Annotated in this window: 20 protein-coding genes and 4 pseudogenes; 11 read left to right on the top strand and 13 right to left on the bottom strand. The window is 68.3% G+C overall.

Annotation, left to right across the window (positions count from 1 at the left end; all coding sequences use genetic code 11):
- Positions 1–13: 13 nt before the first annotated feature.
- From FSYMDG_RS20565 to FSYMDG_RS20555, 3 genes are all read left to right on the top strand, one after another.
- Positions 14–703, top strand: coding sequence for a response regulator transcription factor (locus FSYMDG_RS20565; RefSeq protein ID WP_193353079.1), 690 nt, complete (start codon positions 14–16; stop codon positions 701–703).
- Between the two features lie 11 nt (positions 704–714).
- On the top strand, positions 715–2,310 hold the full coding sequence (locus tag FSYMDG_RS20560; protein WP_013875307.1) for a sensor histidine kinase: 1,596 nt from the start codon (positions 715–717) through the stop codon (positions 2,308–2,310).
- Between the two features lie 122 nt (positions 2,311–2,432).
- Positions 2,433–3,203 (top strand): class I SAM-dependent methyltransferase, encoded by a 771-nt coding sequence (locus FSYMDG_RS20555; RefSeq protein ID WP_013875306.1) that lies wholly within the window; start codon positions 2,433–2,435, stop codon positions 3,201–3,203.
- A 55-nt stretch (positions 3,204–3,258) separates the two neighbouring features.
- Here FSYMDG_RS20555 and FSYMDG_RS20550 read toward each other — a convergent pair whose 3' ends face one another.
- A complete protein-coding gene (locus FSYMDG_RS20550) occupies positions 3,259–4,851 on the bottom strand; it encodes a plasmid pRiA4b ORF-3 family protein (protein ID WP_202797644.1) in 1,593 nt (530 codons plus the stop codon).
- Positions 4,852–5,058: 207 nt separating this feature from the next.
- Here FSYMDG_RS20550 and FSYMDG_RS20545 point away from each other — a divergent pair, with 207 nt between their 5' ends.
- On the top strand, positions 5,059–5,331 hold the full coding sequence (locus FSYMDG_RS20545) for a TetR-like C-terminal domain-containing protein (RefSeq protein ID WP_237702890.1): 273 nt from the start codon (positions 5,059–5,061) through the stop codon (positions 5,329–5,331).
- Here FSYMDG_RS20545 and FSYMDG_RS29330 read toward each other — a convergent pair.
- A complete protein-coding gene (locus tag FSYMDG_RS29330) occupies positions 5,267–6,127 on the bottom strand; it encodes an ATP-binding SpoIIE family protein phosphatase (RefSeq protein ID WP_043604137.1) in 861 nt (286 codons plus the stop codon). The genes FSYMDG_RS20545 and FSYMDG_RS29330 overlap by 65 nt on opposite strands.
- An 85-nt stretch (positions 6,128–6,212) precedes the next feature.
- Positions 6,213–7,367, bottom strand: a pseudogene (locus FSYMDG_RS30185) (PAS domain-containing protein); the annotation flags it as partial.
- Between the two features lie 90 nt (positions 7,368–7,457).
- Between FSYMDG_RS30185 and FSYMDG_RS20530 the strand changes: the two are divergent.
- Positions 7,458–8,545: pseudogene (locus FSYMDG_RS20530) on the top strand (IS630 family transposase).
- On the opposite strand, the gene FSYMDG_RS20525 reads toward FSYMDG_RS20530, so the two are convergent.
- Positions 8,526–9,320 carry a filamentation induced by cAMP protein fic gene (locus FSYMDG_RS20525; RefSeq protein ID WP_013875304.1) on the bottom strand — a complete coding sequence of 265 codons (795 nt, stop codon included), beginning with the start codon at positions 9,318–9,320 and terminating at the stop codon, positions 8,526–8,528. The pseudogene FSYMDG_RS20530 and the gene FSYMDG_RS20525 overlap by 20 nt on opposite strands.
- A gap of 314 nt (positions 9,321–9,634) precedes the next feature.
- Between FSYMDG_RS20525 and FSYMDG_RS24980 the strand changes: the two are divergent.
- Positions 9,635–9,976, top strand: a pseudogene (locus FSYMDG_RS24980) (transposase); the annotation flags it as partial.
- Positions 9,977–10,088: 112 nt separating this feature from the next.
- Here the strand turns inward: FSYMDG_RS24980 and FSYMDG_RS20515 are convergent.
- From FSYMDG_RS20515 to FSYMDG_RS20500, 4 genes are all read right to left on the bottom strand, one after another.
- Positions 10,089–11,477 (bottom strand): phenylacetate--CoA ligase family protein, encoded by a 1,389-nt coding sequence (locus tag FSYMDG_RS20515; RefSeq protein ID WP_043607252.1) that lies wholly within the window; start codon positions 11,475–11,477, stop codon positions 10,089–10,091.
- A gap of 217 nt (positions 11,478–11,694) precedes the next feature.
- The gene (locus tag FSYMDG_RS20510; RefSeq protein WP_013875301.1) at positions 11,695–12,330 is read right to left on the bottom strand and encodes a restriction endonuclease subunit S; all 636 of its coding nucleotides are present in this window, start codon (positions 12,328–12,330) and stop codon (positions 11,695–11,697) included.
- Complete coding sequence (locus FSYMDG_RS20505) at positions 12,327–14,021, bottom strand: N-6 DNA methylase (RefSeq protein WP_013875300.1); 1,695 nt, start codon at positions 14,019–14,021, stop codon at positions 12,327–12,329. Before FSYMDG_RS20505 ends, FSYMDG_RS20510 begins: the two co-directional genes overlap by 4 nt.
- Positions 14,018–14,197, bottom strand: coding sequence for a hypothetical protein (locus tag FSYMDG_RS20500; RefSeq protein ID WP_083828374.1), 180 nt, complete (start codon positions 14,195–14,197; stop codon positions 14,018–14,020). Before FSYMDG_RS20500 ends, FSYMDG_RS20505 begins: the two co-directional genes overlap by 4 nt.
- 774 nt (positions 14,198–14,971) lie before the next feature.
- Between FSYMDG_RS20500 and FSYMDG_RS26930 the strand changes: the two genes are divergently transcribed.
- Positions 14,972–15,112: a hypothetical protein gene (locus tag FSYMDG_RS26930; protein ID WP_165001457.1), complete on the top strand. Its 141-nt coding sequence runs from the start codon at positions 14,972–14,974 to the stop codon at positions 15,110–15,112.
- Here the strand turns inward: FSYMDG_RS26930 and FSYMDG_RS20490 are convergent.
- Both FSYMDG_RS20490 and FSYMDG_RS20485 read right to left on the bottom strand, forming a co-directional pair.
- Positions 15,109–15,525: a type II toxin-antitoxin system VapC family toxin gene (locus tag FSYMDG_RS20490; protein WP_013875298.1), complete on the bottom strand. Its 417-nt coding sequence runs from the start codon at positions 15,523–15,525 to the stop codon at positions 15,109–15,111. The genes FSYMDG_RS26930 and FSYMDG_RS20490 overlap by 4 nt on opposite strands.
- Positions 15,525–15,782 carry a type II toxin-antitoxin system Phd/YefM family antitoxin gene (locus tag FSYMDG_RS20485; protein WP_241245673.1) on the bottom strand — a complete coding sequence of 86 codons (258 nt, stop codon included), beginning with the start codon at positions 15,780–15,782 and terminating at the stop codon, positions 15,525–15,527. Before FSYMDG_RS20485 ends, FSYMDG_RS20490 begins: the two co-directional genes overlap by 1 nt.
- 278 nt (positions 15,783–16,060) lie before the next feature.
- Between FSYMDG_RS20485 and FSYMDG_RS20480 the strand changes: the two are divergent.
- Positions 16,061–16,668: pseudogene (locus FSYMDG_RS20480) on the top strand (HhH-GPD-type base excision DNA repair protein).
- Between the two features lie 73 nt (positions 16,669–16,741).
- Here FSYMDG_RS20480 and FSYMDG_RS20475 read toward each other — a convergent pair.
- Both FSYMDG_RS20475 and FSYMDG_RS20470 read right to left on the bottom strand, forming a co-directional pair.
- The gene (locus tag FSYMDG_RS20475) at positions 16,742–17,125 is read right to left on the bottom strand and encodes a type II toxin-antitoxin system VapC family toxin (RefSeq protein ID WP_013875296.1); all 384 of its coding nucleotides are present in this window, start codon (positions 17,123–17,125) and stop codon (positions 16,742–16,744) included.
- Complete coding sequence (locus FSYMDG_RS20470) at positions 17,122–17,370, bottom strand: type II toxin-antitoxin system Phd/YefM family antitoxin (protein WP_013875295.1); 249 nt, start codon at positions 17,368–17,370, stop codon at positions 17,122–17,124. The genes FSYMDG_RS20475 and FSYMDG_RS20470 overlap by 4 nt, the downstream gene beginning before the upstream one ends.
- Before the next feature lie 156 nt (positions 17,371–17,526).
- On the opposite strand from FSYMDG_RS20470, the gene FSYMDG_RS26925 reads away from it, so the two are divergent.
- Complete coding sequence (locus tag FSYMDG_RS26925) at positions 17,527–17,664, top strand: hypothetical protein (protein WP_013875294.1); 138 nt, start codon at positions 17,527–17,529, stop codon at positions 17,662–17,664.
- A 362-nt stretch (positions 17,665–18,026) separates the two neighbouring features.
- Here the strand turns inward: FSYMDG_RS26925 and FSYMDG_RS20465 are convergent, their stop codons facing one another.
- Positions 18,027–18,356 (bottom strand): FKBP-type peptidyl-prolyl cis-trans isomerase, encoded by a 330-nt coding sequence (locus FSYMDG_RS20465; protein ID WP_013875293.1) that lies wholly within the window; start codon positions 18,354–18,356, stop codon positions 18,027–18,029.
- Positions 18,357–18,456: 100 nt separating this feature from the next.
- On the opposite strand from FSYMDG_RS20465, the gene FSYMDG_RS28890 reads away from it, so the two are divergent.
- Positions 18,457–18,747: a transposase gene (locus tag FSYMDG_RS28890; RefSeq protein WP_043602641.1), complete on the top strand. Its 291-nt coding sequence runs from the start codon at positions 18,457–18,459 to the stop codon at positions 18,745–18,747.
- A gap of 11 nt (positions 18,748–18,758) precedes the next feature.
- Positions 18,759–19,655: an IS3 family transposase gene (locus tag FSYMDG_RS20455; protein ID WP_349304129.1), complete on the top strand. Its 897-nt coding sequence runs from the start codon at positions 18,759–18,761 to the stop codon at positions 19,653–19,655.
- Positions 19,656–19,770: the final 115 nt, after the last annotated feature.

The following is a 19,770-nucleotide window of genomic DNA, read 5'->3' as shown; positions in this document are numbered from 1 at the left end:
TGAGACTGGGCGGATGGAGCGTCCGCTCAAAGTCCTCGTCGTCGACGACGAGGAGGCGATAACCGATCTTGTCGTCATGGCGTTGCGCTACGAGGGTTTCGACGTGCACGCCGTGCATTCCGGACAGGCGGCGCTGACCCGGGTCGCGCTGTCGCCACCGGACCTGCTCGTGCTGGACGTCATGCTCCCCGACATCGACGGGTTCATGCTCTGTCAGCGGCTGCGTGGTTCGGGGCGGGGCATGCCGACCCTGTTCCTGACAGCCCGCGACGCCACCGAGGACAAGGTGCACGGGCTGACCCTCGGCGGGGACGACTACGTCACGAAGCCGTTCGCTGTCAGCGAGCTGGTCGCCCGGGTCCGCGCGATCCTGCGTCGGGCCGGGGCCGCCGACAGCACGCCCGGGCCACTGCGCTTCAGCGATCTCGAACTCGACCCGGAGACCCGAGAGGTGCGGCGTGGTGGGCGGCACGTGGAGCTGACCGCCACCGAGTACCGCCTGCTGCACTATCTGCTGGCGAACGCCCGCAAGGTGCTCACCCGGGCCCAGCTTCTCGACCACGTCTGGGGGCACGACTTCGGCGGGGAGGCGCGGGTCCTGGAGACCTACGTCAGCTATCTGCGGCGCAAGATCGACCCTGTTCCGCCATCGTTGATCCACACGGTGCGTGGCGTCGGTTACGTTCTGCGTCTGCCGCGTTGAGTGGACCGGTCATGTCGCTGCGCGCCCGGCTGCTGCTGGCTCTGGTGGGTCTGCTGGCGGTCGGCATGGCCCTCGGCGCGGCCGGTACACGCGGCGCGGTGGCGACCTACCTGCGCGGCCGGCTGGACCAGCAGGTACGCGATGCCCATCCGGTCATGGAACAGACGCTCCTGCGGGCCAGCGGATACGGTGACCGCGGCTCCGGCGACTCAGGTGGTTATGATCTTGGAGGGCGCGCTTCCGGCGGGGGCGACTCCGACGACCATGACCCGCGTTTCGGCAGCGCGTTCCTGGTCGGCACCTACGGGGCGTTGTACGACGGCAGCGGCCGCCGACTGGCCGAGACCAGCCCCAGTCCCAGCCCCGGCGGCCCGAGCACTCCGACCCGGCGTCCGAACGTCACACCGAATCTGCTCGCCACCGCGCAGACCCATCCGGACCTCGCGACCGTCCCGCTGTGGACGGTGCCCGCCCAGGGTGGCGGGAGCCGGTTCAGGGTGCTTGCCGAACGCTTCGACAACGCGGACGTCCTCGTCGTCGCCGTGCCGTTCACGGAGATGGACGCCACTCTCGACAACGTCACCAGGATCGAGATCGTCGCGAGTTCGGTGATGCTGGCCGCGCTGGCCATGTCGGCCTACGTCATCATCCGTCTTGGCCTGCGTCCCCTCATCAGGATCGAACAGACCGCGGACCTGATCGCACGGGGTGACCTGACGAAACGGGTCGCCGACGCCGACCCCCGCACCGAAGTGGGGCGGCTCGGGCTCACCTTCAACGCGATGCTCACCCGGATCGAGGCGGCCTTCCAGGCCCGTGAGGCATCCGAACGGCGGCTGCGCCGCTTCGTCGGGGACGCCAGCCACGAACTGCGGACCCCGCTGACCTCGATCCGCGGCTACGCCGAGATGTTCCACCGGGGCGCCGCGAACCGGCCCGAGGATCTCGCGACGGTCATGCGCCGCATCGAGGAGGAGTCCGCCCGGATGAGCGTCCTGGTCGACGACCTGCTGCTGCTCGCCCGGCTGGACCAGCGGCCGGTGCTGGAACGCCAGCCCGTCGATGTCTCGGCCATGGTCCGTGACGTCGTCACCGACGCCCGGGCGGTCAACCCGAACCGGACGATCGAGGACGAGGCGCCGCCGATCCTCGAGGTGGCCGGGGACGAGGGACGGCTGCGCCAGGCCGTCGGAAACCTCGTCCGCAACGCCGTGGTCCACACCCCGCCCGGCACCGCGATATCCGTTGTCGCGGCACCGGGCGGGGCCGGCGCCGCAGGCCCGGATCCGGCCGCCCACCGCGGCGTGGGCCCGGCGGAGGACAGCCGAACCGGTGAGGTCGTCATCTCGGTGATCGACCACGGGGACGGCGTCCCCGAGGACGCCGTCCCGCACCTTTTCGAACGTTTCTACCGGGCTGACACGGGTCGTTCCCGGGACGGCGGCGGGACCGGACTGGGCCTGTCCATCGTGGCGGCCGTCGCCGCCGCGCACGGCGGACGGGTTGAGTACCGGCCGACCCCGGGAGGCGGGGCGACCTTCCAGCTCATCCTGCTGCCATGGTGGGGAGACTCCCCGCCGGACGACGAGGTCACCGCGACGACATGACCGGCCGCGGGTCGTTTCCGGCGGGCATCAGAGCGCTCGCCTGACCGGATTCGTACCCCTGCCGGGTCCGACCGGGGATCGGGATGCGCTGATGACTGACCGACCTCGCCTATTCTGGACGTATGCCGGAGTCCGTTAACTTCGACCAAATAGCCGACCGTTACGACGAGACGCGGGGCGGGACCGAACGCGGGCGTCGTGTCGCCAGCGAGCTCGCGCCCCACCTGCCCGCCGGTGCCCTGCTGGAGATCGGGGTCGGCACCGGGCTGATCGCCAGCGTCTTCGCGGAGCATGGCTGGTCGGTGGCCGGTATCGATCTTTCCGAGCGGATGCTCGCCCACGCCCGCCGTCGCATCCCGGGGCGGGTCGCGCGAGCCGACGCCACGGCGATCCCCCTCACTGACGGCAGCGTCGACGCGTGCGTCGCCGTCCATGTCCTGCACCTCGTCGGGAACATACCGGCTGTTCTGCGTGAGGTCGCCCGGGTGCTGCGGCCAGGCGGCCGGCTCGCGGTCGCCGGCGCCGGGGAATCGACCGTCACCTCCGACATCTCGGAGATCATCCGGTCGATGAACGACGGGCTGTCGGATAGCTCACCGCGCCCGGATACTCCGGAGGCCGTCATCCACCTCGCGGCGGAGAACGGTCTGCGGCTCGTCGCGGACTTCGCCATCGACCGCTCCGGCGGGCCGGCGACTCCGGCGGCCGTCGTCGATCAGATCCAGCGCCGGACGTGGTCGCAGCTGTGGGATCTCCCCACCGAGAAGTGGGCCACGTTCGTCGAACCCGCGCTCGACGCGCTGCGTACTCTCCCGCATCCCAGCCGGCCCCGGCCGACCGGGGCGAGGACGCCCTCGCTCGTCTTCGAGAATACCGGTCTGTCAGCCGCCTGATCTGCGGACTGGCGGGTTTCCGTCCAGACGGTTCTTCCCGCGGCGACGGTGAGCGTCAGTGGATGGCGGACAGCGCCTGGTTGACCGCCGCGGCGTCGAACCGCTCTGGGGCGAAGTCGATGGCGTTGTCGACGCCCAGCCATTCCAGCTTCTCGTCGTGCTCGGGGTGGTCGGGATTCTTCAGCACCTGCAGCAGCTCGACATACCCCCAGATACCGCCGCAGTCCTCCGGTGGAGCGGCGCGGCGCCCGCCGGTGCAGCGGGGATAGCGCACCGCCGGGTCCGGGCTGAAAACCTTCTCCACCAGGACGTCGTGTTCCCAGCTGTCGCCGAAGTCGTAGGTGTAAAGAATCCTGTCGTTCGAGCTGTGTGCGACCTGTTCCAGCGTCACCGCCGCCTCGGCGCGGTAGCCCAGCTCCGCGTCGGGGCTGCCGAAACTGCCGTACCGGGTCTCGAAGACATGCAGATGGGAGTCGTACCAGCCGAACGCGGCCTGGATGACGCTGTGCAGCCGGTCGAGACGGATGTCGGCGGGCACCTCCAGCCGGCGCCAGATCGGCGGTTTCGTACCACGCAGACCCACTTTGATCTGGTAGGTCGGCGCCGGCCCGGCTGCCTTCTTCCGTTTCGCCGGCAGTGCCGCCGACGGCGCGATGCTGGGCGGGGCCAGTGCGAAGCCGTCAGGAATCAGCACGGGGCCACCGGATGTTGGCAGCGGCCGGCCGCCGCGAACGAGGTCCGCGCCGCCTGCCCGCCGCTCCAGCAGCGTCAGGCCGGGGGCGAGGCCAGGGTCGAGGTCGAGGCCGTCCTCGTCGTCGTCGGTGGGATGCGGCGCGGGCGGCCTGCCGGGCTCCGGCAGGGTTGCCAGCCGGGCCCGTAGCAGCATTGCCAGGGCCGGATAGGCCGGGCCGTCGTTGTCGTCATCGCCGTCGAGAAATTCGGCCAGGTTGAGAGCGACGTCGCCCGCGTCGTGCACCGCCCGTGCGGCGAGGGCGTTCTCGGCCTGCCAGCGGAACTCCTCCGGGCTCAGGCTCTCGGTCCTGATCCGGATGCCGTCGGCACTGGCAACGGTATGCAGCATTTCGACTGCGTCAGATAGCTTGTCGGCGTCGAGGACGAGAATGTCGACGGCGGCGCCGCAGTCGTTGTGATCGACATTGATGATGACGGCGTGCCCGCGTCCCGCTCGATGGAACGAGCAGACCAGCATCGACGCTTCTCCTTGGTCGTCGTTCAGGCGCTGAAAGTCACCGGCCGTCACCGGTGCCTCCAGTTCGTCCGCCCATACCGGGCGGACGATGCCGTCCTCGACCAGACGGTCGGCGGCGTCGCCCGCGGCCGTGCCGAGGCGGCCTGGCGCGACGGAACCGATCGCCAGCAGCGTCGCCAGCGCCTCCGCGGTGCCCGCGGTTTCCAACGCCGGGACAAGCCCGCGGACGAACGCCTCCTCGGCCTCCTCACCGATCAGGTCACCGGCCGAGAGCAGCGTCGCGCCGAGAGCTTCCGCCTCCATCGGGTCGTCAACGGTGAGCAGAAGCTCCCCGCTCGCGAGCAGCCCGTCGATGACCAGATCCAGCTCGTCGCCGCCCGAACACTGCGGGCAGTCGCAGGCGTCCAGCGTGTCCGGGGTGTCCGACGTGGGCGGCACAGTGGGGCGTGACCCGCTCCTGGCGTCCCTGGAGGAAGTCCTCCGTCTGCTCCCGCGGCCACGGCTGGTGGGGCTCATAGGGCAAGTCTGCCCCCATCCGCCGCGCCCGACTCGTCCGGTACCGCATGGCCCGCCGGGCAGGCTCGTCCGGCGCAGATCTCGGCACACTCGCGCCGAACAGTAGACGATGCCGGCGAATGGCAGATCATGCGAACGATGATCGAACGCGCCCCGACCCATCCCGCCTACGCCGAGCTCAAGGAGTTCCTTTACCAGGAGAGCTCGCGGGTCCTCGACGAGATCGTCCGGGCCGGGATCGCGCGCGGCGAACTCGACCCCCGGCTCGATCCCTCCCGGGCGATCGACCAGCTCGCCGGACCGTTGATCTACCGGCGTCTCCTCACCGGACGAACCTTCACCGAGGCCTATGTGCGCGATCTCGTTGACGACTTCCTGCACGCCCACCGACCGCACCGGTGACGAGGAAGCCCGGACCCCCTGTCGAAGAGGGACTGTCCCCTGTGTCGAGTTGGAACCAGACGGTCTTGCCGGTGTGGGTGGGGCGGGCACCCCAGCGGGTGGCGAGTTCGGCAACGAGTTGGAGGCCGCGGCCGCCTTCGTCGTCGGCGGTGGGGTTGAGCAGGCGGGGGACGCGGCTGTCCCCGTCGGCTATCTCCACGTAGAGGGCGTGCTGGCCGCGGCGGAGGGTGAGGTGGCTGGGGGTCTCCGCGTAGCGGATGGCGTTGGTGACCAGTTCGCTGACGAGGAGTTCCACCAGGTCGGCATGCTCAGACAGCTCCCAGGCGTCGAGGGCGGTGACGGTGATGTCGCGGGCGGTCTTGGCGGCTCGGGGGTCGGGGGACAGGACGTTGGTGCAGACCGTCGCGGCGGTGGCGGCGCGGATGAGGAGGAGTGCGACGTCGTCGTCGTAGCCGCCGGTGCGGTCGATGAGGGTGAGCAGACGGTCGGCTGTGGTGTGCAGCAGGTTGCCCGAATCGGCGAGGGCGGCCTGCAGTCGTCGGGTGCCTTGGTCGATGTCGATGGTGGGGGATTCGACAAGCCCGTCTGTGTAGAGGGCGAGGGTGGTGCCGGGCGGGAACGGGTAGCGAACGTCGGTGAAAGTCTGGCTGGCGACACCGAGGACGATCCCACCGGCGTCGTCGAGGAATTGGACGTCGGCGTGCGGGTTGACAAGGGCGGGAGGTAAGTGGCCGGCGTTGGAGACCGTGATGGTGGCCGTCGCAGGTTCGAAGATGGCGTAGATGCAGCTGACCATCGGCGCCGTCGGTGCCGGCGCCGATGGTCTGGACAAGGTCGTCGAGGTGGGTCAGCACGTCGGCGGCGGGCAGGTCGAGAGCGGCGAAGGCACGGACCGCGGCACGGACCTGCCCCATCACGGCGGCGGCGGTCAACCCGCGTCCCATGACGTCGCCGATGACGAGCGCGACCCGGCCGGCGGACAGCGGAACGACGTCGAACCAGTCACCGCCGACCTCGGTGCCCGCGGTGCCGGGCTCGTACCGCCAGGCGAGGTCCAGGCCCTCGACCTCGGGCAGGCCGCCAGGCAAAAGCCCGCTTTGCAGGGTGAGCGCGGCTCTGCGTTGGCGGTCGTAGGCGCGGGCGTTGGCAACCGCGTTGGCGATCCGGCTGCCCACTTCGGCCGCGGTCTGGACATCTGGCTGGGTGTAGGTCCGCCCGGAGAGCCCGAGACCGAGGAAGATCGTCCCGTGGTATTCGTGTCCGGCCAACAGCGGCACCGCTATGCCGTGACGAACGGCGGCGAGGATGTACCCGAAGTACTTCTCCCGGTCCGGATGGTGCGTCGCTCGGATAGTCCGGTCGTCCAGGTCGAACCGGACGGGCTGACGCATGGCCAGCGCACGATACGCGGGATGGTCCGGGTCGAGATGAAAGACTATGTCCGAAGGGACCTCTGGGGGCATGGGGGCCACACCAGGCGTGTTCGCTCCGACAACCCGGCGTTGTTGCAGGCTGGCCGGCCTGGCGTCGGGGTCCAAGGGCTCGTTGGTGAGGAAGAGTTCGCACCAGTCGGCGAATTCCGGGACCAGGAGCTCGACCATCCCTTCCAGCGTTGCCGTCAGGTCCAGCGACGCCCCGACCAGCCCGCTGGCCCGGCTCAGCAGCCGCAGCTTCCGCTCGACCGTGTCCCGCCCGGCCTCCGCCCGGCGCTGCTCGGTCACGTCGACCACCGCCACGCCCACGGCCACAGTGATCTGGTCCGGGCTGGGGATCGGGTAGTGGGAGACCCGCCAGACGTGCTGGTCAGGCCAGGTCGTGGGGGTTGCGCCGGTGATCTCGACGTCGATGATCGGCTGTCCGGTGGCGAACACCCGCCGGATCACCTCCCACGCCTGAGGTTCGACGCCGGGCAGCAGCTCGGACAGGGCCTCGCCGCCCAGGTCGTCCGCGGACAGACCGTTCATTATACGTATCGCCCGGTTCATCCGGAGGACCCGCAGCTCCCGGTCGACGATCAGCAGACCGATCGGAGCCATCTCGAACAACTGTGCGACGAACGTCGACCCGTCCGGCGCGGTCGGGCTAGTGTCCTGAGTCGTTGATTCGTGTGCAGATAGAATGGGCTGGTGCCTGGCCCGAGCGCGGATCCCATCGAGTTGTCGTCTGCTGAGCGTGCGGTGCTGGAGGGCTGGGCCCGACGGCGGAAGACCGCGCAGGCGCTGGCGTTGCGCTCGCGGATCGTGCTGGCCTGCGCGGACGGTGGGACGAACTCGGGGGTCGCGGCCGAGCTCGGGATCACCCGGGGAACGGTCGCGAAATGGCGGGAGCGGTTCGCGGTCGACCGGCTGGAGGGCCTGTCAGACGAGGCACGTCCGGGAGCGCCTCGGAAGGTCACCGACGCCCAGGTCGAGGCGGTGATCGCGAGGACGTTGGAGGAGAAGCCACCGAACGGCGATACCCATTGGACATCGCGGTCGATGGCGAGGGCCAGTGGGCTGTCGCAGTCGACGGTGTCACGGATGTGGCGGGCGTTCGGGTTGAAGCCGCATCTGGTCGAGACGTGGAAGCTGTCCACCGACCCGCTGTTCGTGGACAATGTCCGTGACGTGGTCGGGGTCTACCTCGACCCGCCGGAGAAGGCGATCGTGCTCTGCGTCGACGAAAAGTCGCAGGTGCAAGCTTTGGATCGCACGGCACCGGTGCTGCCCCTGATGCCGGGTACCCCGCAGCGGATGACCCACGACTACGTCCGCCATGGCACGACCAGCCTGTTCGCCGCGCTCGACCCGACGTCCGGGTCGGTGATCGCGCAGACCTTCCGGCGGCACCGTCACCAGGAGTTCCTGCGCTTCCTCAAGCTGATCGACTCCTCGGTCCCGAAGGGCTACGACCTGCACCTGGTCCTGGACAACTACGCCACCCACAAGACCCCGGCGGTGAAGAACTGGCTGCTGCGCCACCCCGCTTCCACCTGCACTTCACCCCGACCTCGGCGTCGTGGATGAACCTGGTCGAGCGCTGGTTCGCGGAGCTGACCACCCGCAAGCTGCGCCGATCGACGCACCGCTCGGTCGTCGAACTCGAAGCCGACATCCGCCGATGGATCAACGCCTGGAACAAGGACCCGAAGCCGTTCGTCTGGGCCAAGACCGCCGACGAGATCCTCGAGACCCTCGCCGCCTACTGCCAGCGAATCAACGACTCAGGACACTAGGCGGTAGGATCCCGTCGTCGGCGGCGAGCCGACAGGATGTCAGAAAGCCGAACATGCTGGTACCGTTCTTGCGTAGGAAGAAGTCCACCATCCCGGTGCTGAACTCGTGGCGGCGCGCGGCCGGGACGCTGATAGCGTCCATTCCCTGGGACATGAGATGGCCATTCATCATGTAGCGCGCGGTGCGCTTGTCGCCGTCGTAGTAAAATTGTTGCAGCGAGCCGAAGAGAAAGTAGGCGACTGCTTGCTCGAACTCGTCGTCGATTTCGGTGGAGAGGAACTCCAGCCCCTGAGAGAAGATGCGGCGCAGGTTCCCGCCTCCGTGCTCGGTGGCGGGCGGTAGGTAGCGGCCGTGTTGTCCGAGGCTGACTCCAGGGGTGAGTGTCTCTCTGCCTTCGCCGCGGAAATGGCCTGACTCCAGTTCCTCGTCTCGAGCGAGCAGAAACTGGAGCCTGTCGGAGACCTCCTTGGACAATCGGAAATCGTGCGTTCTGACGAGCCGGCCGAGCTCGCTCGCTGCCTCGGCGAGGTTCAGGATCTGACGTTCGTCGCTGATCTTCCGTCCGCCGACGGTGATTCCGTCCAGCAGCGTCTGGACCTCGGGGTAGGTGAACGGGTTGCCCTCGAGCACCGCCGCGTCCCACACGTACTCCGGCAGCGACCGGTGGAACCGCCAGACGGCGCGCTCGACCGAGAATCGCGGAATATCCCGGCTCACCGCGGACCGATCCCAGGTGAATCCGAGGGCGCCCAGCATCGTCCCGCTCGTCGCCACGAATCGCACCTCCTCGGATCGTACGTGACCCGCACGTACCGCGAGCCATGCCGGTGATCCAACGATACGGCGGCCACCGGGATCTCAGAGTGTCCGGCAGGCCGGCCTGCCGGAGCTGGTTGGGTCACACGTCGAGTCTCGGCGATAATGCGGAGCGGAAACCGGCGGACGCCGTGCCGCGCGCCCGGTTCGTGCCAGGGCGCCTCCAGCAACGGCTGTGTCACGGACTGGTCGGGGACGGCGGCGACGATCCTGTCGGTCCGTTCGCGCTGACATCGCCCACCGGGCCGCTGACCGACGGTCCGCCGGCGCGGGAGGCCGCGAAAGCCCGGGTGGTGGCCGACCGGTGGCACGTCGGGTTCACCGACATCAGCGGCGGGCAGGGGATGCTCGGGCAGGTCGAGGGCCGCACGGCGACGACGTCGCGTACTGGCTCGCCAGCCAGCCAGCCGGCGGCCTGGCGTGACCGGGTCCGGTACGTCGCGGTCGACATGTGCACCGTGTTCGTCTCCGCGGTCCGCCGGTACCTGCCCCACGCCGAGCTGGTCGTCGACCACTTCCACGTCGTCAAACTCGCAGGCGACGCCATCGCGGAGGTCCGCCGCCGCGTCACCACCACGACCCGGGGCAGACGCGGACGCGACAGCGAGCCCGAATGAAAGATCCGTAACCTGCTGCGCCGCAACCCAGATCGCGGATTCGATGTTCTTCATCCGCCCCGTTCTTCATCCGCCTCGATGTCGATCTTGATGTCGGGGCGTAAAGCGGCTAGCCACTCAGTGCGATGAACCGCTTGAGCTTGCCTGTCGAGGCGTGCCGGGGGATCTGCTCAACGACGCTTACGCCGATGTCGGGATTCGTAAGTCCATACGGCCGCAGCGAGAAAGCCAGTGCCGCGGCTACCGCGGCGGTGTCGGGTGACCCGACCACGAGCACGTCCGCCCCGCTCGCGGTCTGACGCACCTGATACTCCGAGATCAGCGGGTCGGTACCCAGCACGTGCCGGAATGCGCTCGCCGGGACTATTCGCCGCCCGTAGCGGAAGTCGTCGTCACGCCGACCGACGATGTCGGCGACGCGCGGCATCGAACTGCCGCATACGCAGCGGCCGGGCCGCAGCGTGATCTCGTCACCGAGGTCATAGCGAATAAACGGGAACGTGCGCCCCGCGAGCCCGGTCGCGAGCGTGCGCGCCGCCGGCTCATCGGGGGCGACCGAGCGCCCGGCCGCATCGACCCGCTCGAGGATCACCTCGTCCTCGCAGATGTGAAGGCCGTCGCCGTGGCCGCAGCCGACCGCCTGGACGCCGATCTCGGTCGAGCCCCACAGGTTGTGGACGGGGGCACCCCAGGCGGTGTCGATCGCATGGCGGTCCTGTGCGCTGAGCGGCTCGGAGTTGGTGCTCACACGAACCGGCCGGATATCGAGCTCTCCCACGATCGCGGCCTGGGCGAGGCGGCCGATCATCGAGGCGTAGCCCACGAGATGGGTCGGCCGCGCGTCCGCCACCGCGTGCAGCACCTGATCGAACGGCGCCGCCGCCGGAATCACGACGGTCTGCATCGACGGTCTGGTCGCGACGTCGAACAACGGCGTGCTGGCGTGTGGCGGCTCGCCGGCCTCCACCACGGCCAGTCGCACCGGGCGGCCGGCCGAGCCGGAAGCGCGCTCGCCACGCGCCTGCCATCGCCAGGCGAGACAGGCGAGCGTGACGAACTGCTCCCAGTCCCATACGTAGACGCCGCGTACACCGCTTGAGCCGCCCGAGCCGAATACCTGGAGTCCCGCGGGCGTGTAGGAGAACCAGCCCTGCTGGGCCAGTACCCGCTCGGCGCCCGCACGGTCGATATCGGGCGTGGCGACGATCCTGTCCCATTCATCCTGGATATCCTGCTTGACCATGGCTGGCAGCCGTGCGAGGTCGTCGACCGTCGCCGTGGCCGGGTCGATGTCGGCCATCCGGGCCGCGTGGAACGGCGAACGCTCGCGTGCGAACCCCAGCAACGACCGGAGTCGTTCGGTGCGGTAGTGCTCGATTCGCTGGCGCGGCCACGCCAGCCGCGCCATATGGTCCTCGATCGCGGCCTGCACAGCGCTCAGGTGCGCTGCGCGCAGACGCTGGTAGGCCGCCTTGGGGTCCTCCCGGGACACGCACACAGTGTCGGCCACGAGCGGCGGTCACGCCAGCCGCGCGGCGGCGGCAGTGCGCCAGCGGCCGGCACCGTCAGGGCAATGGTTCGAAATAGCGTCGGGGCCAGTCAGGTGGAGACCGTCTCCATCGGGACGTGTAGAACGGCGAAGCGGGCCAGCCAGAACCGCGGTCTCGATCCCGGCAGCAGGCGGCCCTTGGCGCGGCAACGACCGGCCGCGGGATCTACAGACTGTCCGGAGGCAGGACAGCGCCGGTGAGCAGCGCGGGCGCGAGAACGCGGCCCAACTCCTCGGTCGACCGGATGATCGCGTGGTGCGCCGAGATCTTTTCGTCGAGCGCGTCGAGGAGATCGGCGATCGCGTGCTGTGTCTCCCACGGGGGCAGGGCGAGCGGGAGGTCGCCCAGGGTTCCGGCGGTGACGGTCGGAACTACGGCTCCGGTGACGCGCTGGGCCAGCCAGTCCTGGACCATGGGCTGGCGAAGGTAGTGGTTCAGATATCGGGGGAGTACCGCGGCATGGGGGCGCAGGAACAGGCAGGCGCCGCCGAGCAGCCAGCCGGTGTGTTCTGGACCGGCCAGGGCGTGGCGCCTACCGTTGCCGACCCGGGTGCACACGATGTCACCCTCCCGCAGGGCGTAGCGTTTCATCCGGTCCGCTGCCTCGGGCCGGATGGTGACACAGCCGTCGGCGACGATCCGGTCGTCCTGAATGCTCTTCGGAGTGACCATCCGGACTCCGTGGGAAGCACGGTCGGCGGGGCGGAAGGTCGCGCCGGACGGTCCGGCCTGCACCTGGCATGCGTCGCCGAGCAGGAGCCGGTGCCAGGTGTCGGGCACCGGGCCGATCAATGCGCTCACAGGTTCATCCATCTCAGGTATCGGGCGACCGTGGCGTCCGCGTCCGCGGCTCGGCGCTCGTGCCGGTCCAGGTACCGGGAGAGATCGCGCAGGCTGGCCGTGACCGCGTGGACGTCGATGCGGGTCGGGCCGGCGGCGACGTAAGGGCCCGGGGCGAGGCGGTAGGCCCGGTCGCGGATCTGCTCGGAGGTGGCCGTGGCGGCGAAGCCCGCGACCGCGCGGTACGTGCCGGGGCGGCTGCCCTTCCAGTCCTGGTAGGCACCGGTGATCCTGGCGACGTCGTCGTCGGTCAGGATCCGGTAGTCGCGATCGATGACGGTGCCGACCGCGGTGGCGTCGACGAAGAGCACGTCGCGGCGGCTGTCGCGGCTCGGCCTGCGCAGCACCCACAGGGTCGCCGGGGCGGAGGTCTCGCGGAACAGACGGCTGGGGAGGGCGACAACACACTCCATCACCCCGTCTTCGATCATGTTGGTGCGGATGGTCACCTCCGCGGGATTGTCGGTGGTTGCGGCGCTGTGGGGCATGATGACCACCGCGCTGCCGCCGTCGTCGAGGAGGAGGGCGGCGTACTGCAGCCAGGCGAAGTTGGCGTTGTGCCGGGGTGGTGGGCCGTACCGCCAGTGGGGCCGGTGGGCGGGGTCACCGTCACTCCATCCGGACATGTTGAACGGAGGGTTCATCGCGACGACGTCGTAGCGTGTCGTCCTCTGGTGGTGCAGTCTGAGCGGTTCGACCGGATACTCGCCGAGATCAGCGGGGAGTCCGTGGAGGGCCGCGGTGAGCTGGGCCAGCCGCCAGGACTGCTGGTCGAGGGCGTAGCCGTGCAGGACCTGGGCGGACTCGGTGCTGTGCCGCCTGGAGCGGGCCCGGGTGCCAGCGGCCGCCAGGAGCTCACCGGAGCCACAGCAGGGATCGCAGATCCGGGCATCCGGCCGTGGGTCGAGCAGTTCCATGATCACGCGTGTCACTGAGGGCGGAGTGAAGAACTCCGTTCCACGCCGGCCCTGGACGGCGGCGAGCTGTTCGAGGAGGAACTGGCAGGTCGCCGCCCCGAAGCACTCGGTGCCAAAGGCCGGCCACGAACCCTGACGACCCGCCCGCGCGATGATCGCGATGGCCCGTGTCAGCTCGTCGTCAGACCACAGCTCCCGCCGGATCCGCGCATACACTCCGGTAAGACCCGGGGAGTGCACGGCGCGGGCGCGCAGCGCCCTCTCCAGAAGCGCGCCGACACCGCTGTCGGCGGTGGTCAGCTGCATCCAGCGTTGGACGTCGGAGCCACGCAGGTCGAGCAGGGACAGTACCAGTTCGAGATTCGTGCCGATTCCAGCTCTGCCCCACAGGCTTTCCAGCGGCTGCCAGAGGTGTTCCTTCAGTATGGCCTGTGCCGCGTCCGGCCTGTGTGCTGTCTCGGCGGAGGAACGTGAGGGCAGGCCGAGATTCTTCCGGAACCGTTGGCCATAGGTGGTTCCGGCGGGCTCGTCGCGACGCAGTGCATTTCTGGGTATGCGCCGCCGATCAAGCCAGGCGGCGACCTCCGCGACCGAATATAATTCTCGTCCCGCCACATGCGACGGCATGGGGAATTCTTTCGGGTGCCGCCGGGCCCAGTTGTTCACCGCCGGGGGTTCCACCCCGGCGGCGTGGGCCAGATCCGCCCGCGACAGCATGCCGTCGGCCGTCGTCATCGTCGTCCGCCCCCGTTCCGGGAACGCAGCAGGCTCGACAGCCGCCGGGTCCGTGCGTCGCTGCTGACCACCCAGGCGAGAAAGAAGAACGTCGCCATGATCGTTAGTGCGATCATGGCGGTCTCGTTGCCCAGGGCGAAGACGGTCAGCGCCAGCTGTCCCGCATCCCTTCCCATGAGCGCTCCGGTCACCACGGGCTCCGCCTTCCTGCGTTGGTCGACACGGGCGCCACCCGCCCGCCGTCTTCGCTGTTGCCGTCCGCAGGCGTCGTCCGTGCCCTGCCGACAGGAGCAAGGCTGGCAGCGAGGCCCCGTGCGCGGCGATGCGCAGCAACAGTACGCGGGAAAGTGTTACCCGGTCTCGGGTGGGGCCCGCCTGAGAGTCGCTGCCGGTCGGTGGCAGGGGTCCACAGGCGATCGACAACTCTTATTGTCAAAGATCTACCCGAAGGGGCGGTAACTTCCGTTGTCGACAACATGAGGTGTCGCTCTGGAGGTCCAGGATGACGCCGCTGTCAGCGGCGGCGGCATTGCCGGCCGGGAGATGTCGGAAACACCCGTTGTCGACGACGTTATCCTGTCCGAGCTACGAGCAGCTCTGAGCAGGAATGGCCGCCCCCGAGGGGTGCCAGCTCTCGTGCCGTCGCACTGGCCTATCTCGCTGAACCGGTCCGCCGGGAGCAGAGGCTGGCCGCCGAACGTGATCAGGCCGTTGCGGACGCTGTGGCGGCCGGTGCTGACTGGGGTCAGATCGGTCAGGCAACAGGTCGTACTCGACAGGGAGCCCGGCAGCGGTGGAGCCGCCGCCTGGCGCAGAGGGCGGAGCGGGACACAGGGGATGAGCCTCGCGCCTGGGAGCGCGCGTCCTGAACCGTGTTGTTCCAGGACCACCGGAGCAGACGAACAACGGTGATCTTCCGATCACCTCGTTCGGCCCGCTACGGTGTCACCGTGGGACTGCATTTGAGTCAGATCGATGACGCGGACGAGCTACTGACCAACGACCCGTTGGCGCTGCTGATCGGCATGGTGCTGGACCAGCGAGGTTCGGAAAGAACGAACATACTGCCGGTGGTCACTCGGATGAGCTAGCGACCGGCGCCGGGAGACGCGGCTGGCAGACCGGAGGCGTGAACGGCTTCGACGAGGAGTTTGTCGTAGCTGAGTACGACATCCAGGGAGTCTCTGAGATCGAGCGCTGTCGCCAGGTGGATTGCGTCGAGAGTGCGCAGCCGGGGCGGTGGTACGCGGGCCGCGTCGCCGAGCAGGGGCGGAGTGATCTCCACGAGATCCACATCGGCCGAGAGAAAGGACTCCGCCGGACCGAGCATGGTCGGGTTCACCAGGTTGAGCAGCCTGGTCAGTTCGACGGCCAGCAGGGTCGACGAGACGAGGCGCAATGGCTCGACCTGATCGGCGAACCATTGTCGAAGGTCAGGAGTTTCCTTCTCGGCGATGAACAACTTGGCCAGGGCTGATGTGTCGAGGTAGACCCGGGTGGGCATCAGCCTTCGCCGCGCAGGTCGGTAAGCCATTCGTCGGAGGAGCGGCCGGTCGGATTAGCCGCGGGTTCCGGTAGATGCGCGAGGCTGAACGGACGAGCCGCCCGGCGTATCAGCCCGGCCGCGACCAGTTGCTCGTAGCGGTCATCGGCCGCGGGAACGATCCGCGCCACAGTCCTGCCCCTGTCGGTCACCTCGACCGTCTCGCCCGCGCGGACCAACGCGAGCACGCGAGCGGTTCGCTGGGAAAGCTCTCTCATGCCCACCCGGAGACGCCCATCGTCCGCAGCCGCTGTCATGCGCTGTACGTTACCACATGTACAGCGTGACCGCTTGCCAGCTTCAAACGGCACATGCCTGTTCGACCAGGAAGGCGCCGACCAGTGCTTTCGGGACAGTCCGTCCCGGGGACGCCGGTGTGCCGCGAGGCTCAGCGAGATCATCGGTGCAGTCTGACGGGTAGACCTCAGTGGCACGAGCGGGTTGTGACGGGCGCCCGACTTCCGGTGACTCTGGCATGGCCCGCTGCCCTGGGCGTGTGAGCCTGCACCTGAGCCAGATCGTCAGGGCGGACGAGTTGCCGACCAACGACCCGCTGGCGCTCCTCGTTGGGATGGTCCTCGACCAGCACATCTCGGAAAGGCGGAGCGGGGCCCACTACTGGGCCTCGGGCGGAGTCACAGTCGTCAGGCAGAACGGATGACCAGCAGGGTCGAGCAGCATTCGCCACCAGGTGAGCTGGCGGGGTTCGATCCGGACAAGCTTGGTGCGCTCTTTTCGCAGCAGCCGGCGTTGCACCGGTTTCCCGGGTCGATGGCGAAGCGGGTGCAGGCGTTGTGTCGGATTGTCGTGGACGTCTGTGAGGGGGACGCGGCGCGGGTGTGGGCGGCCGCGGCTGACGGTCAGGAGTTGTTGAAGCGGGTGTCGGTGTTGCCGGGGTTCGGCGTGCAGAAGGCGAAGATTTTCGTGGCGTTGCTCGGGAAGCAGTTCGGGGTGACCCCGCCGGGGTGGCGGGAGGCCTGCGCGCCGTTCGGTGAGGAGGGCAGCTTCCGTTCCGTCGCGGACATCACCAGCCCCGAGAGTCGCATCAGGGTCCGCGACTTCAAGAAACAGCTGAAGGCCGCCGCGAAGGTGGCCCCGTCCTGAGCCGGTCTGAACGTGTGGGCTGGAGACCAGACCGTACCGATGCCAACGAGCAGCCACGGACAAAGAGGATCGATCAGATCGTCACGATTCTGACGAGGTCTTCCAGGCCGGCGAGGTCGGCGGCGTTGCGGGTATAGACGCTGGCTTCGTGGGCGTGCGCGGTGGCCGCGATCAGCAGGTCCATCGTTCGTGCGCGTGGCTGGCGTCCGATTTCGACGACCCGGGCAGCGAGTCGTCCGTAACTGTCGGCGACAGCATCGTCGACGGGTAACGGGTCGAATCGTCGTTGGAGTGCGCTGAGACGGGCGAGTCGGTTCGCGCGGGCCTCGGGTGTTCTGGCGACGAGGACGCCGAACTGGAGCTCGGCGATGCTGATGACGCTGACCGCCAGTTCACCGGGGATCGGGGCGACGTCGGTGGCGACCAGCACGCTGGTGTCCAGAATGCCGCGGCTCATCGATCTCCCCAGGGATCGGTGAGGGTGCCGTCGACGAGCTCGCGATCGCTGGGCCAGTCGGCGTCGGTCGGCAGGGTGAAGACGTCCGCGAGGTCGTCCCAGCGCCGCCACGCGCGTGGGGTGACCGGGCCGAGAACGGCTGCCGGCCGGCCGGAAACAGTGATGGTCAACCGCTCGCCGGCCTGGGCGCGTCGCACCAGCTCGCTGGCGTTCTGCCGCACCTCGCGAAGCCCTATCTCACTCATCTCTCCACGGTAGCACTTGTGCTACCTGCTGGCGTGGGCTGTGGATAGTCCCGCTCCCTGTCGCCCTGCCGGGGTACCGCCTCGTGCGTACCAGTGATCAGATGCTGCCCGCGGCCTGCCGCCGGGTCGTCCGGAGAGCCCGGCTACGGTGACGGCATGGGTCTGCGCCTGAGCCAGATCGCCGAGGCGGGCGAACCGCTGACCAACGACCCGCTGGCGCTGCTGATCGGGATGGTGCTGGACCAGCGGGTTTCGGAAAGAACGAGCGGGATGGGACGGTCCGCGCTCGCCTGACCGCGTACCGCTACCGTCCTGCTCGAGGCCGGGTCAGATGGTCCAACATGTCTCGATCGTTTGCTGGTCCGTCGTCGAGGGTGCCGGCCGTGCGTAGCGACGGGGCCGCGTCTGACGGGACGGATCTATGCCGGTAGCGAGACGCGCTTTCTCCCCGCCGTCCTCTGGCGGGGCCGTTCTTCCAGATCGGCTACGTCATGACCCACGAGTCGCTTGACTGACTGAACCGCACCGCGACGGGCACCAGCCCGGGGAGGCGGGCTATCCAGCCCGCGCCTCGCCGGGTTCGGTGCCCGCCGTGGGGTCCTCAGGTAGTCGCCGTGACCGGCTTGGACTGGTATCCCCCTGCACGGACCGCCCTTTCACGCCTTTATCCCGAGTAGTTCCACTTCGAAGCGGAGAGTGGAATTGGGCGGGATGACGGGCGGGAAGCCGTGGGAGCCGTACGCGAGGTCAGGTGTGACGGTGAGCACCGCCTTCTGACCGAGCGACAGCTGAGGGACCCCCTCATCCCACCCTTTGATCACCTTGCCGACACCGATCTGGGTCACGAACGGCGAGCCTCTGTCACGGGACGAGTCGAACTTCGTGCCGTCGAGCAAGGTGCCAACATAGTGAATCTTCACCGTGTCCCCCTTCCTGGGGAAGGTCTTGCCGTCCCCCGGCGAAAGGGTCTCAACCGATACGCCCATGCGACCAGCCTTTCCTCGATGATGGGACCAGCCCCCCTGGAGTGATCCCGCTTCCGTGGACAGCGAACCTGAGGTTCGCTGTCCATAGGGAAGGAGCGTCATGGGGTCAGCTCGCCGGAAGTTCACCCAGGAGTACAAATCCGAGGCAGTAAGGTTGGTGCTCGACTCGGGCCGGTCGGTGACCGAGGTCGCGAAGAGTCTGGGTATCCACGAGACCACGTTGGGAAACTGGGTGAAGAAGGCGAAGGAGAACGGCGAGACCGAGGAGCGGCCGCTGTCGGTGTCGGAGCGCGCGGAACTTGAGGAGCTCCGGAAGAAGTACGCGCAGGCGCAGATGGACATCGCCTTCCTAAAAAAAGCGGCGAGCTTCTTCGCGAGCGAGCAGAAGTAAAGTTCGAGTTCATCTCGATACACGCTCCGAAGAAGCCTGTGTCCGCCGACGGCGCGAACACCTTTCCCGTCGACTACATGTGCAAGAAACTCGACCTGTCCCGACAGGGCTACTATGCGTGGAAGAAACGCGGCCCGTCTCGGAGGGAGAAGGACGACGCCACCTTGTCGACCATGATCAGAGCTGTTTTCGACCGTCACGAGGGGCGGTACGGCGTGCGGCGGATCTTCCACGAGATCCGCCGCCAGGGCGTCGCCGTCGCCTACAAGCGGGTCCAGCGGCTGATGGCGACGATGGGCCTGGTCAGCGTGCATCCGCGTCCCCGCCGGCCGGTGACGACGGTGCAGGCCGCGGACTCCTCATCGCTGCCTGATCTTGTCGGCCAAGACTTCGCCGCGTCCGCACCGAACCAGTTGTGGTACGGCGACATAACATATATTCGCACCTGGGATGGCTGGGTGTACATGGCCTCCGTCATCGACGCGTTCTCTCGGAAGATCGTCGGCTGGGCGGTCGCCGATCACATGCGCACCGAACTCGTTCTCGACGCGCTTCGTATGGCCGTCACCCGCCGGCGGCCACCCGGCGGCGTCATATTCCACGCCGACCGAGGCGGTCAGTACACCAGCCGTGAGTTCGTCGCCTTCTGTCGCGACAACAACGTCCGAAACTCCGTCGGCCGTACCGGGATCTGTTTCGACAACGCCGCGGCGGAGTCCTTCTGGGCCACCCTCAAGAAGGAGTTCGTCCACCTCCACCCGTTCGATACCATAGACCGCGTCCGGGCGGGGATCTTCGAATATGTCGAGATCTACTACAACCGGCAGCGGTTGCACTCCTCGATCGGCTATCTCACGCCTGTCGAGTTCGAGGAAGAATTTGACGGACAAACACTTCGTGCTGCATAGTTAGGACTGTCCACGAAAGTGGGAACCCTCCACCCGGCGGCAGACCCGCCCTGGCTAGAGCCCAATGGCGCTTAGTTAAGCGGCCCGAGCGAGCATGATCTTCGGTGATTGATCA

Source organism: Candidatus Protofrankia datiscae (assembly GCF_000177615.2).
GTDB classification, from domain to species: domain Bacteria; phylum Actinomycetota; class Actinomycetes; order Frankiales; family Frankiaceae; genus Protofrankia; species Protofrankia coriariae.
This window is presented reverse-complemented; position numbering and strand designations above follow the sequence as displayed.

Excerpts from the sequence above, each read along its gene's own strand:
- FSYMDG_RS20545 (WP_237702890.1), top strand. The coding sequence starts at position 5,059 with ATGCGAACGATGATCGAACGCGCCCCGACCCATCCCGCCTACGCCGAG.
- FSYMDG_RS20485 (WP_241245673.1), bottom strand. The coding sequence starts at position 15,782 with ATGAGAGAGCTTTCCCAGCGAACCGCTCGCGTGCTCGCGTTGGTCCGC.
- FSYMDG_RS20470 (WP_013875295.1), bottom strand. The coding sequence starts at position 17,370 with ATGAGTGAGATAGGGCTTCGCGAGGTGCGGCAGAACGCCAGCGAGCTG.
- FSYMDG_RS20505 (WP_013875300.1), bottom strand. The coding sequence starts at position 14,021 with ATGACGACGGCCGACGGCATGCTGTCGCGGGCGGATCTGGCCCACGCC.
- FSYMDG_RS29330 (WP_043604137.1), bottom strand. The coding sequence starts at position 6,127 with ATGGTCAGCTGCATCTACGCCATCTTCGAACCTGCGACGGCCACCATC.
- FSYMDG_RS20465 (WP_013875293.1), bottom strand. The coding sequence starts at position 18,356 with ATGGGCGTATCGGTTGAGACCCTTTCGCCGGGGGACGGCAAGACCTTC.
- FSYMDG_RS20560 (WP_013875307.1), top strand. The coding sequence starts at position 715 with ATGTCGCTGCGCGCCCGGCTGCTGCTGGCTCTGGTGGGTCTGCTGGCG.
- FSYMDG_RS20555 (WP_013875306.1), top strand. The coding sequence starts at position 2,433 with ATGCCGGAGTCCGTTAACTTCGACCAAATAGCCGACCGTTACGACGAG.
- FSYMDG_RS28890 (WP_043602641.1), top strand. The coding sequence starts at position 18,457 with ATGGGGTCAGCTCGCCGGAAGTTCACCCAGGAGTACAAATCCGAGGCA.
- FSYMDG_RS20490 (WP_013875298.1), bottom strand. The coding sequence starts at position 15,525 with ATGCCCACCCGGGTCTACCTCGACACATCAGCCCTGGCCAAGTTGTTC.
- FSYMDG_RS26925 (WP_013875294.1), top strand. The coding sequence starts at position 17,527 with ATGGGTCTGCGCCTGAGCCAGATCGCCGAGGCGGGCGAACCGCTGACC.
- FSYMDG_RS20565 (WP_193353079.1), top strand. The coding sequence starts at position 14 with ATGGAGCGTCCGCTCAAAGTCCTCGTCGTCGACGACGAGGAGGCGATA.
- FSYMDG_RS20475 (WP_013875296.1), bottom strand. The coding sequence starts at position 17,125 with ATGAGCCGCGGCATTCTGGACACCAGCGTGCTGGTCGCCACCGACGTC.
- FSYMDG_RS20500 (WP_083828374.1), bottom strand. The coding sequence starts at position 14,197 with ATGGGAAGGGATGCGGGACAGCTGGCGCTGACCGTCTTCGCCCTGGGC.